At 40.4% G+C, this 12,294-nt stretch carries 10 protein-coding genes; 4 read left to right on the forward strand and 6 right to left on the reverse strand.

What is annotated here, in order from left to right:
* From CALSC_RS12220 to CALSC_RS25905, 4 genes are all read right to left on the reverse strand, one after another.
* Positions 1-3,015: glycoside hydrolase family 15 protein (locus tag CALSC_RS12220; protein ID WP_088241623.1), on the reverse strand; the 3,015-nt coding region annotated here is incomplete at its 3' end.
* 406 nt (positions 3,016-3,421) lie between these two features.
* Entirely contained in the window at positions 3,422-3,718 is a 297-nt protein-coding gene (locus tag CALSC_RS12225) for a hypothetical protein (protein WP_088241624.1), read from the reverse strand.
* A gap of 931 nt (positions 3,719-4,649) precedes the next feature.
* Positions 4,650-6,149: a glycosyl hydrolase family 57 gene (locus CALSC_RS12230; RefSeq protein WP_088241625.1), complete on the reverse strand. Its 1,500-nt coding sequence runs from the start codon at positions 6,147-6,149 to the stop codon at positions 4,650-4,652.
* Positions 6,150-6,472: 323 nt separating this feature from the next.
* Entirely contained in the window at positions 6,473-6,691 is a 219-nt protein-coding gene (locus CALSC_RS25905) for a hypothetical protein (protein ID WP_143288238.1), read from the reverse strand.
* Positions 6,692-6,747: 56 nt separating this feature from the next.
* Here CALSC_RS25905 and CALSC_RS26995 point away from each other — a divergent pair, with 56 nt between their 5' ends.
* On the forward strand, positions 6,748-7,125 hold the full coding sequence (locus CALSC_RS26995) for a pyridoxal-dependent decarboxylase (protein WP_088241626.1): 378 nt from the start codon (positions 6,748-6,750) through the stop codon (positions 7,123-7,125).
* 22 nt (positions 7,126-7,147) lie between these two features.
* Entirely contained in the window at positions 7,148-7,405 is a 258-nt protein-coding gene (locus tag CALSC_RS27000) for a hypothetical protein (protein ID WP_088241627.1), read from the forward strand.
* Between the two features lie 94 nt (positions 7,406-7,499).
* Here CALSC_RS27000 and CALSC_RS12245 read toward each other — a convergent pair whose 3' ends face one another.
* Both CALSC_RS12245 and CALSC_RS12250 read right to left on the reverse strand, forming a co-directional pair.
* Positions 7,500-8,243, reverse strand: a complete 744-nt coding sequence (locus CALSC_RS12245) for an SDR family oxidoreductase (RefSeq protein ID WP_088241628.1) — start codon at positions 8,241-8,243, stop codon at positions 7,500-7,502.
* 68 nt (positions 8,244-8,311) lie between these two features.
* Positions 8,312-8,902, reverse strand: coding sequence for a TetR/AcrR family transcriptional regulator (locus CALSC_RS12250; RefSeq protein ID WP_088241629.1), 591 nt, complete (start codon positions 8,900-8,902; stop codon positions 8,312-8,314).
* 270 nt (positions 8,903-9,172) lie between these two features.
* Between CALSC_RS12250 and CALSC_RS12255 the strand changes: the two genes are divergently transcribed.
* Together CALSC_RS12255 and CALSC_RS12260 are read left to right on the forward strand one after the other, a co-directional pair.
* Complete coding sequence (locus CALSC_RS12255) at positions 9,173-10,372, forward strand: serine/threonine protein kinase (RefSeq protein ID WP_088241630.1); 1,200 nt, start codon at positions 9,173-9,175, stop codon at positions 10,370-10,372.
* Between the two features lie 190 nt (positions 10,373-10,562).
* Positions 10,563-11,888 carry a PhoH family protein gene (locus CALSC_RS12260; RefSeq protein WP_088241631.1) on the forward strand — a complete coding sequence of 442 codons (1,326 nt, stop codon included), beginning with the start codon at positions 10,563-10,565 and terminating at the stop codon, positions 11,886-11,888.
* The last annotated feature ends 406 nt before the right edge of the window (positions 11,889-12,294 follow it).

Raw genomic sequence — 12,294 nt, forward strand, 5'->3', positions numbered from 1 at the left:
AATATATTCTTGAATTTGTAAGTTGGGGTTTTTACCAGCGATCGCTCCGAGTTCCATCAAAGTCTCAATATTCACTTGGCGATACTCAGGAGCTTCAATTTTATTCAATAGATGTTCTACTTGCAGGGCAAAATTCTTCTCTCCGGCGGTCATTTCCGATATTATTTCTTCACTATCCAAGCGATTGCGGCGTTCTAACTTATCACCAATTACCAATCCCTTACAATTATGCATTAATAACCATACCTGTTTAAAAAAGTCGTTGGGAACCCTTCCCGTGCTTCCTTCTGCTTGGCGGAACCGTCGCCAACCACTGGGTACTTCTATCTCATCTATAACTAGTGGCTGCAATACCCAATCAATTTCACTTTCCTTTTGAGTGACGTGTAATGATTCCTGTTGGCGCAACAATTGACTCATATCTGCATATGCCACCAATACATCATACAGTCGGGTTTTGACTTCAAAGGGTGACAATTGCATTAAATATTCATATGCTTCATCTTGAGTTACCTTTAACTCCTGGGCTAGTTCACTGGTGATTAATAAAATTAAATAGCCCACACGCAGGGTAAGTAATCCCTGAAATAGTTCCGGTTCCGACTTAATTAAATTACTCAGATAAATGAGAATTTCTTGGGTCAAAACGCGATCGCGAATATCTTCACGGCAGAAATTATTGATTTTCTCGGCTATTTCATTGTGGGGTATGGGTACAGCAATGAGGGATGCTTTGTTGTATGCTCTACCAACTGCAATTTGCTTGCCACAAACTATAATATTAGTCACTACATCCGATAAGCCCACATCAGCCATTTTTAATAGCCCCGCAGCCCGACGAACCACAGCCCAAATTCCTAAATCTCCTGCTTTGACATACACTTCATCTAGTAAATCTGCTACTGTTACCTGCTTTCCAGGGCCCCCAAAACCCGTATCAAATTCCAACCCTTCTAAACGGGTCAAAGTCTGCAATAATTCTATTTGCTCGTAAATATTTTCTGAGCCTCGCAAAGAGGAAAGCAATAAACTCAAATTAGTTTCACATTCCATTTGAAACTCTTGAGTATGTGCCAATGACCAATTTTTTTCCGGATCAGAAGTCAGATAAGAACTGTATTTTGTCGCCTTGATTACTGTTGCAGGAGATAAATTAAATTCGTGGATAAAATCAATCCTTTCCGTAGTACCAGTTAACATAAATTGGTTTAACTGTCCCAACTGTACCCGCACACCATAAGAAATACCATTTTTGAGTTCCTGCATTAACTCTAATAGTGCCTCCTTTCCGGTTTCTAGCATGGTATGAGTAAGCATTAAAGTTAAGGTCGGACGACCCATACTATGCCAATAGTTTTGAATATAAGCCAGCTCGCTCTTGAGGTGATCGACTAAGAAATGGTAATCCAGAGTTAAGTAAAATTGCCCTGAATCTAAAAAAGATGGTAAAAATACTACAGTTTCACTACCTATACGAAAGAACCTAGATGTAGTCAAACTCCGCAATCGCCTCATGGGACGACCTGTTAAATCTAGTTTTTCGTTACTACCTAACTCAGCATAAAGAATAGATAGTTCCTCTACTTGTCTTACCTGAATCGGTGCGATTTGTTTTGGTGTTTGTGTAGCGATCCCGTAAATTTCTAACTTAGTTTGTAAATCCTCATCCTCTGCGAGTAAGGCAATTTGGACTAGGGGATCTCGATATTTACCTATACGTAAATGCCTTCCTAGAGGATCTATATCTCCTACATCTAGTAAACCTTCGCGGAGCATTTGCCCGAGGAAATACAAACTCTGTGCCCATACCAAAGGAATATTTTCATTGGGTAATCTGGGCTGAGTTTGGGGCTCGGCTTTTTCTAACTCTATATACTCCTCTGGGACATAATACAGCTCTGGTAGTAAACCGACACCGTCACGTTCTACCAATACAAACTCTAGACTTTCTTGGTAGTGCTTCACTTTTTTGATGTCGCCAAGAAACAAAGCATCTAGTAGTAAATACGTAAAGAATAAAGGCCATTCACACTCAATATCCTCAAACTGTTTCAGTTCCCAAGGCTCGTAGTGTAAACGCTGGCTATCTTCTAATACCGTTTGATGTCCATCTCGCAGGAAGCGTTTACAACCATATTTTCCTTCTAACTTATTGACTACATCATTCAAAGTGCGATCGCGTAATTGGGTATTGGTGACTGCGAAGGCTGGAAAACCAATAACACTCAACAGTGCAGCATCACTTTCCTTTGATGCAGATTCCCTGGGTAATAAAGATTCGAGGGTAATTCGGGTACGGGCAATTTCATCCGCAAGTACATGAATTACAGAAGCTTGACTACCTTGAACTCCAAATAAATTTAACCCATTAATGGCTTCTAAGGCAGCTTTTGCCATACCCACAGAACTAGCATTCAATTCTGCACTACCTTGGTTGATTTTATTACCTCGTTCCCAAATGCCATAATCTGGAGTGCGATAGGCTCTACCAATGTAATAAACCAGATTTTGGATAAAATTTACCTCATCCAGGGTATAAATAATCTGCAACCCGGAAGCAGTCATCTGTGCCAACATCAGCAAAAATATGGATGTAGCATCTAACTGTAAATGTCCCCATTCATCATCACCAACAACTACATCCCCAGTCACAGTGTTGTATTTGGCGTGCAAGGCATCTAAATGGGATTGAGTATGTTTAAACTTTTCTACCTTAGGAGCTTGTCGCATCATCGCAAACAGCAAACCCCGCATCAATTTGACCGTGCTATGTTCTAATTCATAGGTACGCCCCTGATTTTGATCCATTTTGCGGTATGCCAGTCCCAATCCCCAAACTGCCAAAATGCTATAAACATTATCTCGTACCCAAGCATCCGTATAATCGCCGTGAGCGGTAATTGCTGTACTTGCAGGTAGCAAACCAGTAATTGGATTTTGTCGTGCCAGAATAATTTGCCTAATTTGCTGATAGTAGTAATTTAAGCGAATTTGGAGTGATGAAGCCGTTTCCATAATTTTTCCCAAGCAATAGCAGTTTCCCAAATAATCGGGGACTGGTTAATCTAGCACATAAAAACAATATTTCCAGTTTCTTCTGTAATGAGTAAAGATATTTACTAATCACAGAAGATAACAGGGCTTACGCCAGGACAAGGTAAAAACAGTGATTGCGATGCCAGGAAGCAATCCCAAAGCCCAATTTTAATAAGTTCCTCCAAGACAGGCTAGACCAACCTAATGAGTGCATAAGTGCTAGATGCTAGATGATTTAGTTTCTATTATCTACTATTTGCCAATTTATGGAGAAAAGATGTTTTGCCAGACTGAAAATAACTTTCCACTGTAGGGAAGCAATTTCACAGTTATTGGCGATGACAGTAGTGAAGGAGTTAATTTTCACTTCTGATACTAACTCAATCTATCTTTTTTTTGGCGTTGCGGAATTCACATATGAATTGATCTCAGCTAGAGGAGGACACTTGCGGTGGACGGGTTCCTCGGTATAAGCAATGCCCTTTTTTCTGTAGTCTTCTGACATTTCTACTGTCCATTTCAAATCAGGATTAAGTTTAGAGGCCCTAATCCACATTAAATTATCACCATCAAAAACAGGAACTGATATTTGATACCACTCGCCACCAATTAATTTCCTATACCATCCATAACTACTGAGGAGAAAATCAATAATTTCCTGCATTTCTGAATAACCGTCCATATAATTTAGTTGTTAATAATTTTGTTCTTGTAATTAAGATTAATATCTGGATATTTATTATAAATTTGATATTATTTTTCAAATAAAAACAATCAAATTGGCAATAACAAATATTTGGAACCTATAGATTTTGCTCAATTGGCTTGTTTTGTCTATCAATGATAGCACTAGCAAAACATGTTAGGACATTTTTGAAAAACAGTAAACTTATTACTTATTAGGGAACACCAAAAAATAAATTACCCAATTTCTGGACTTTAACTACTTGCTTCACTCCCCCTGCTTCCTGTTCCCTGCTCCCTTGCATTCCAAGTGATTGATTTTTTATTTGGAAGTCCCTTACTTGCGCTTAGCGCTATAAATGATTACTGTTTCGAGTTGAAAACCCCGACCTGATAATTGGTCGGGGAAATTTTTAATACACCCCTTGCACCACAACAACAGTACCAGTATCAAAAATGTAAAAGCTGCCAAATTGCCAATTCATATATAGATTTAAATGATACTATTCTCTCTATACATAAATGCAAATATTTCCTAAATACACTCACAAAAATCCTAGGAAAATAATATATAAAATTCTGATCATATAAGCTTTTTCTCTGGTTTAAATCATTATTTGCTGGACATCATTTGATGCTAGGTATTAATAATGTACAGTTCTGTATATTTATTTTGCAAGTAAAAAATAATATCGATACTATTTTTTTACACAACCATGTGGATGCTTCACTAGTTTTTTATACAAATATGTAGGTTCTTCCTAGAAAAATAGAGGTAGAGTTCCGTAAATTCTCTACCTCTATTAATTCTTCAGGGCACAAAACTCAGTAATCATGGGTAATGTGATCGCTCTGATCAAGCAATTCTGGAATTAATGCGTCTAATTATATACCCTAATTTTGCGTTAAATACTTAAATACTGATCATATCAGCCATTAATCACTGCCTCACCCCGGCGATATAATTCCCGAGCATAATCAGTCCAAGCTCCTTGTCCCCAATAGCGGAAACAGCTAGTTTCAACTAACAAGGTGTATAACAAAGCTTCTTGGTAATCTGGACGCTTGGTTACGGTAGGATCTTGTTTTACTAGGGGATCATATTTTTCATGAAACATGGCACTGAGTTTATTCATTGGTTCTAGGACATTATCATAGCCCTCTACCCAACTTAAATCGTCCGTCCATGATGCACCATCCATATGGAATTGAGGATCAGTTTCTTTCAATTTTTGGATCGCTTCTTCTACAAGTTCTGGTGTGGCTGTATCGGGATTAACTCGTTGCCAGATTTTGTGTTGCTGTCTAGCTTGACAAGTAGGATAATCTTCGGGATTTGCACCCGCAGCTTCTATCAATTCCAGATATTCAGTGCCATTTAACGCCACTACTCCGGAAGTATTACCTCCACCATCACGGATTTCATGATACACCCTAACTAAATCCCGGGGATATTCATTCATCATCACGCCGCCGTTTTCCCCGTCAGCAATTTGGGTAACGCAAGAGGGCATATTTACATTGCCAATTTGCTGCTTACCTAGTCCTTTAGCTTCAAAATAGGGCTGCATTTGTGCCACTAATTTAGTATCAGAACCTTGAGTTTTAATTAGGGCTGTAATACTAATTGTTTCACCGTGAGAATTGCAAGCAACTAAACGGTTCGGAATATATTTATCTTCATGGCGTAACCCCGAACCATCCAATCTTTCCACTGAATGTTCTTGTACCATTAACCAACGATACCCGCATTCTTTCAGAGCTTTGATATATTCAAACAAGGTATCTGGGTGATTAGGTAAGTGCATTTCTGGGGGAGAAAAGCCCTTGACTCTTTTCAGGGTATCATAGCCAAACATGGCAGCAAAGTAATGTTGCCAAGCTTGAATATGTAGTTTAATGTCGGGGATGGGTGTAGAAGGCACAACAGCATGACTCCACATAGTTCCCAGCCATTCCACATAGGGCTGATACTGGGAGTCACAGGTAATGCGTTTGAGGTTGTCTAGGACATCATTACGTCCCATTTGGTGCAAACCCCACAACAAATTTCCTGAGTAGTCAAGCATAATCCGGGGATTGCAACCCTCAGAAACTAGTTGGGGAATAAAATCTCCCATGCGGCTGTAACAACTAGCAAATACTCCTGCATTGTGATTGTCTCCATCATTGGGGTTGTTAAACATATGCTGGAGATTACTGATGAGTTCCCCATTAGGACCAGCTGGGATTGTCGGTTGGTGCATATGTAGGGCACAGGCGAACCCGGCAGTAATATCTTCTACCCGCAAATTGGTTTGGTTTAAAAAGACTGGTTCGCTGTGTGTAACAACTGAACTAATTTCTGCTTCTGAACCGCAAATATTAGGTAATTCTGACTTGGATAAGTCTGAGTTTGGCTGATTAGCAAATGGTGCTGTTGCAGTCATGGGAGTTTCCTGAAAACTGAAAGTTTTAATGATTGCTATTTATTTTGACTAATGATTGCTATTTATTTTGACTTCAGACAGCAATTATACAAAATAAGTTTAGGAATTAAGTTAAGTAATAAATCAATAATTTGGCTTATCTTAACAAAAATAAAAGTTTCTCATGATACTGATATCTATATTTATCATTGACAGCTAAAATTTTACTATTATCAAGATTATTTCATTATATGAAAATACCAATTAATCCTTAAGAAGTATTATTTTTTTCATCTAAATATAGTAAAAAAATCTCATGTAGCATCTCACGTATAGTTCATAAATCAGAGAATTTCTGGTGATCTTGGTGGCTCATGGTAGCTGCGATCGCCTGGTTCTAAAACTTTCAATAATGATTCATCTACATAAGGAAGAACCATGGTTAAACTTCCCATCGATTTAACATACCTTGTGGGAAGTCCACCAGTGGAGTCTTCGGAACCGGAGGATGAGAGCAAGGGCAGAGACTTGAACTTATAACGAATATATAGGAAGATATTCATGGTCGTTGACCCACCCGACTGACTAAGATGCCATTTTGGGATTAGGGGCGAATAATATGCACACCCTCCCGCTGGATACTTATGGTCGCATGGATGTGGCTGCCTTGGAAACGGCGATCAATGAGTATATTGCCAGCAAACACCCGATTATCTCCATTGTCTCTATCTTTGGCACCACTGAAGAAGGGAATGTTGATCCCTTGACGGAGATGATCGAACTACGCGATGAAAAGTATCGTCCCATGAATGTGGACTTCGCTCTTCATGCCGATTGTGCTTGGGGTGGCTATTTTGCAGCTTTATTATGGGATAACTTGGATGATCCTGAAGGAACACCCCTTCCTCCTTTACCCCTCAGCGATTATGTCATTGAGCAATTTCAAAACCTCAAGCACACCGACACTATCACCGTCGATCCCCATAAAACAGGATAATCCCCTATCCTGCTGGTGCCTTGTGTTATCGCAATATGGGCGGAGTTTGATTGCCTTTGAAGCTCCCTATATCAACTCGGGTGGCGCGACTACAGAAGAAGAATTGGTGCTAGGAACTTATGGGATTGAAGGTTCAAAACCTGGAGCAGCCGCCGCCGGGGTTTATCTGAGCCATGCAGCTATCCGTCCCACCCGCCAAGGTTATGGCAAAATTTTAGGGCGCACCCTCTACAACTGTAAAGTTTTCCAGCTGAAATACAGGGTTAGGTTAATCCTTTGAAGGAGGGAAGTGTGGGGAGTGTGGGAGGTGTGGGGAGAATAAAGAAGTGATAAGCTTTTTATCTCACCCCTCTTCCCCCGTTTATGGTCAAGAATTAGCCTTCAGACATATTGACCTCAACAACATTTGCTGCAAAACTCTGGTAAACACCACCAATCTGCTTTGCCATTGAGTCAGGGAAAACATGAAAATCCCCAGCTTCTAAGGCTTTGATAATACCTTCAGCAACTAATATGGGAGACTCAGCAATTTCAGTCAGACCTGCTGCATCACCCATATCTGTGGCAATTGGACCAGGATGAACACTCAACACAATCGTGCCCTGTTCCTTCAGTAATTCTCGCAATGCCTGTGTAATCGAATATGCTGCGGCTTTGGAAGCAGAGTAGGTGGCGAAGTTGGAAAATGTCTTCATGGAAACGACGGAGTTAAGTTGGGCAAAGACTCCACCCCCGTTGGCTTGAAGTACTGGTGCAAAAGCCTGAGCCATATGAATTAGACCATACACGTTGATATTCATCTCGAATTCCAGGGATGCGATCGCATTATTATCCAAAGGATTAGTTCCTTTAAATGCTCCAGCATTGTTAACAACCACCTGCACGTCCTTGGCGATTTGAGCAGCAGCAACAATAGATTGGGGATTGCCTAAATCAATCTGAATTGGAACTACCTTGTCACCATATTTTTCAACCAGTGGTGAAGCACTTTCCAAGTTACGAACGGCGGCGTAAACTTTCGTAGCTCCGTGTTCGACAAATGTCTCAACCAGCACCTTGCCGATACCGCGATTTGCGCCTGTAACGAGAATAGTTTTGTTGCTGATGTCGTAAGTCATTTGATTTGCTCCTTATGTTTGTAATTGAAAAAACTTTGAATGATTAGTCTAAGTTAAAACAAAAAAAATTAGCTATTTTCTAGAAGAGAGATTGTGGCTTGAAATGCCCCTTCTAAGGTAGTATCCTTATCCATCACGCGACCTAGTAGCGCCATACCCTGAGTTGTACAGAGTAACAAACGAGCTAGATTTCGTGGGTTTGCTGAGGGACTCAGTTCTCCTGCTGCTTGGGCACGTTTTAGAGTTGCTGTAAAGGCATCTTCCACTTGTTGTAAATAAACTCGCATGATAGAAGCGATCGCCTCATCATCTGTATTGAAATCGGCAATATTAGTGCCAAGCATACAACCACGACTTCCGGGTTGACTGTGCATCTGTTGCCATTCCATCAGCAAGTGCTTTAGATTTGTCAAAGGAGAGCCATCAGCATCAAGCCTTGCGCGTATATCCCCAAGAGTGGTGCGAGCGTAGTAATCCAGTGCTTTGAGGAAAAGCGACTGCTTATTACCAAAGGTGTCATACAAACTTTTTTTGCCAATCCCCATATTTTTCAGCAATTCAGAAAGGCTGGTGGCTTCGTAACCATGAGCCCAAAACACTTCCATCGCCTTGCTTAAGGCTACTTCTGTGTCAAATTGCTTGTCGGGACCGCGAGTCATTGCTCCTCCTGGGTGTATGTTTAACCATAATCTAAAACTAACATAACTTAAACCATTTAGTCAAGGTTTTAGTAAGAGATATCTGATTGCATTCACCATAAAGACAAATGATTGCGATAGATGGAAAGAAAGAAAAGCTTATGCAGTAACTCTTTCACAATCCAAAATAGTTTCGGCAGACCCTTGCTCCCTGCTCCCCGACCTCTTTGTGACAATCGCGAGTAATTGAAGTTAGATTAGAACAATCGGGCTGGGGAGGAAAAGTACCAGATGTTGCAACCAGAGCAAATCTTAGAAAATCGCTATCAACTTCAAAGCCAATTAGGCAATAATGGAATTCGCCAAACTTGGCTAGCAAAGGATTTACAAGCTGCTGATATTGTAAACCAACAAGTTGTAGTTAAACTCCTTGCTTTCGGTGGTACAGTACAGTGGGAAGACCTGAAACTGTTTGAAAGGGAAGCACAAATTCTCAAACAGTTAAGTCATCCCCGCATCCCCAAATATATAGATTACTTTTCTATTGACGATCGCACACTCTGGTTTTGCTTGGTAGAACAATATATACCAGGTGATTCCCTCAAAGACAAGTTAGCTCAGAAAACAAGATTTACAGAAAAACAAGTTAGAAAAATTGCAGTTGAAGTTTTAAATACTTTAATTTATTTGCATAATTTGAGTCCGACTGTACTGCATAGGGATATTAAACCGAGCAATTTAATCTGGGGCGAAGATAATCAGATTTATGTAGTTGATTTTGGTGCAGTTCAAGATAAAGCTGCCAAAGAAGGTGTAACTTTTACCGTAGTTGGTACTTATGGTTATGCTCCCATGGAACAGTTTGGCGGTAAAGCTGTGCCAGCATCAGACTTATACGCCCTAGGAGCAACCTTAATTCATTTGTTAACGGGTATTTCCCCAGGAGATTTACCACAACGGGATTTACGGATGCAGTTTTCTGAACTAGTAAACCCCCGTTCCATTTTTGTGGTTAGCTGGCTGCAAAAAATGATAGAACCAGCACCAGAAAAACGTTTTAGCAGTGCGAGGGAAGCACTAACTGCTCTCAAATCAGGTTTAGTGATTAATTCGCGAACTGCTGATGCTGGGTTACAGCCAACAAAATTCATCAATAATTCTGGGTGTGGGATTAATAACCAATCAGAAATAGTACCAGAGGAAATTATTGGCTGGAATTGGGGAGCATTTTTTATGCCTTGGCTATGGCTATTTCCTAATCGAGTTTGGTGGGGATTATTATCTTTTATTCCCCATATCGGTTGGGCAATGGCTATATTTATGGGTGCCAAAGGTAATGAATGGGCTTGGAAAAGTCGGTATTGGCGAAGTATTCAACAATTTAAAGCTCATCAAAGAGGCTGGGCAATTGCTGGAATTTTGCTCGGTCTACCTTTTAGTCTAATCTTGTGGTGTATTGCGATCGTGGCAATGTTTGGAATAATAACTTAAATGTTTTTTTAAGTAAAGTTGCCAGAAATATATCTTGGGAAACCAGTAAACTAGCAAGTAAGAACCTAAGAGAGCCCCACTACCTGATCACCTCAGCTGCTCAATATAATGATAACCAACCCACACCATCATCTCTTCACATCTGAGAAAAACATCTAAGCTAGGCTTTTGGTAGTCTTAAAAATTACCTATGAAAAAAACCTTTGTCCTCGATACTAATGTACTCTTGCACGACCCTAGTGCCATGCTCAAATTCGAGGATAATGATATTATCCTGCCAATTGCCATCATTGAAGAATTAGATCGTTTCAAAAAGCAACCAGAACTTACAGGTCGAAATGCCCGTCAATCATCTCGGATATTAGATGGATTAAGTCAGCAGGGACAATTGACAGCAGGTATTCCTATTAATGGGGGTGGTTCCATAAAAGTAGCTTTGTGTCATGGAGAAACCCTGGAAAAACTACCATTGGAATTGGAAGGAGACAAGGGGGACAATGCGATCCTGGCAGTGGCATTAGAAGCTAAGAGTCATTGTAATTGTCCTGTGGTACTAGTTAGCAAAGATACTAATCTGCGAATTAAAGCTAATGCCCTCGGTTTGGCGGCAGCAGATTATGAAGCAGATAAAGTTGATCTGGATGAACTGTACACGGGTATGGTTGAAGTGATGGTAGAGACAGACAAGATCGAAGAGTTTTTTCAACAAGGTAAAATAACCTTAGATCGGGAGTTATTCCCCAACCAAGCCCTGACCCTAATTGATATAGCCAATCCTAGCCATACAGCTTTAGGTATAGTAGATGAAACTAGTAGCAAAATAGTCTCTCCCATCCCTATTCCCCAAGGCGGAATATCTCGGATTAATCCTCGTAACCGGGAACAAAAATTTGCTTTTGAATTTTTATTGCGCGATCGCATATCTTTAGTGACTCTAGTGGGTAAGGCTGGTACAGGTAAAACCTTATTAGCGATCGCAGCTGGATTGCATCAGGTAGCTGATCAAAGAATCTACAATCGCCTACTCATTTCTCGACCAGTAGTACCTATGGGTAAGGATATTGGCTATTTACCTGGGGATGTGCAAGAAAAACTCACACCTTGGATGCAACCCCTTTATGACAACTTTGACCTAATTTTTGGGACTCAAGATACCTCTCACAAACCCAAACACTGGCGCAGGGGTCATGAAGAACTAATTGGTATGGGACTATTACAAATTGAGCCTTTAACTTATATTCGGGGTCGTACTATCCCCAAACAGTTTCTCATTGTAGATGAAGCTCAAAATCTCTCCCCCCATGAGGTCAAAACAATTCTTACCCGTGCAGGGGAAGGAACTAAGGTAGTACTTACAGGTGATCCGGAACAGATTGATAATCCTTATGTTGATGCTGCTAGTAATGGTCTTATATATGTAGTCGAAAGATTTAAACACGAACCTTTAGCAGCTCATATCACCCTTTCCAAAGGCGAGCGTTCTAGTTTGGCGGAACGGGCAGCAATATTGCTTTAATTTACAATAATTTAGCGTAGGGTGAATCCCCACCTTACTTCAATACTAAAACTGGCGTAGGTTGGATTGAGGGACGAAACTGAACTTTATTGCACCTTATAACATTTTGAAAAAAGAATGGGACAGATGGGTAGGGGCACAGCATCCAAAATCTTTTGGTATATAAAATTATCTTACTGATGCCGTGCCCTTACGAAAAATGTATGTGTCGCAAACATTATTTGAATTGGTATTACTTTTATTGAAAAGGTACCAGATATTAGCATCACAAAAAACGCCCCCGTTTCCAGGAGGCGTTTTTGATTATTCTATAGAGAAGCGATTGATTCATCGCCACCCTAAGATTAATTAACCGTTGATTGCAGGTGCGCTTAGAGCAACAGGAGCAGACTCACCAGCAGCCAAG

The organism is Calothrix rhizosoleniae SC01, from assembly GCF_900185595.1.
In the GTDB taxonomy this organism is placed as follows: domain Bacteria; phylum Cyanobacteriota; class Cyanobacteriia; order Cyanobacteriales; family Nostocaceae; genus Calothrix_A; species Calothrix_A rhizosoleniae.

Bases quoted from the DNA above. Each gene is read 5' to 3' on its own strand.
- CALSC_RS12260 (WP_088241631.1), top strand. From the start codon at position 10,563: ATGAAAAAAACCTTTGTCCTCGATACTAATGTACTCTTGCACGACCCT.
- CALSC_RS12230 (WP_088241625.1), bottom strand. From the start codon at position 6,149: ATGACTGCAACAGCACCATTTGCTAATCAGCCAAACTCAGACTTATCC.
- CALSC_RS12225 (WP_088241624.1), bottom strand. From the start codon at position 3,718: ATGGACGGTTATTCAGAAATGCAGGAAATTATTGATTTTCTCCTCAGT.
- CALSC_RS25905 (WP_143288238.1), bottom strand. From the start codon at position 6,691: ATGAATATCTTCCTATATATTCGTTATAAGTTCAAGTCTCTGCCCTTG.
- CALSC_RS12255 (WP_088241630.1), top strand. From the start codon at position 9,173: ATGTTGCAACCAGAGCAAATCTTAGAAAATCGCTATCAACTTCAAAGC.
- CALSC_RS12245 (WP_088241628.1), bottom strand. From the start codon at position 8,243: ATGACTTACGACATCAGCAACAAAACTATTCTCGTTACAGGCGCAAAT.
- CALSC_RS12250 (WP_088241629.1), bottom strand. From the start codon at position 8,902: ATGACTCGCGGTCCCGACAAGCAATTTGACACAGAAGTAGCCTTAAGC.
- CALSC_RS26995 (WP_088241626.1), top strand. From the start codon at position 6,748: ATGCACACCCTCCCGCTGGATACTTATGGTCGCATGGATGTGGCTGCC.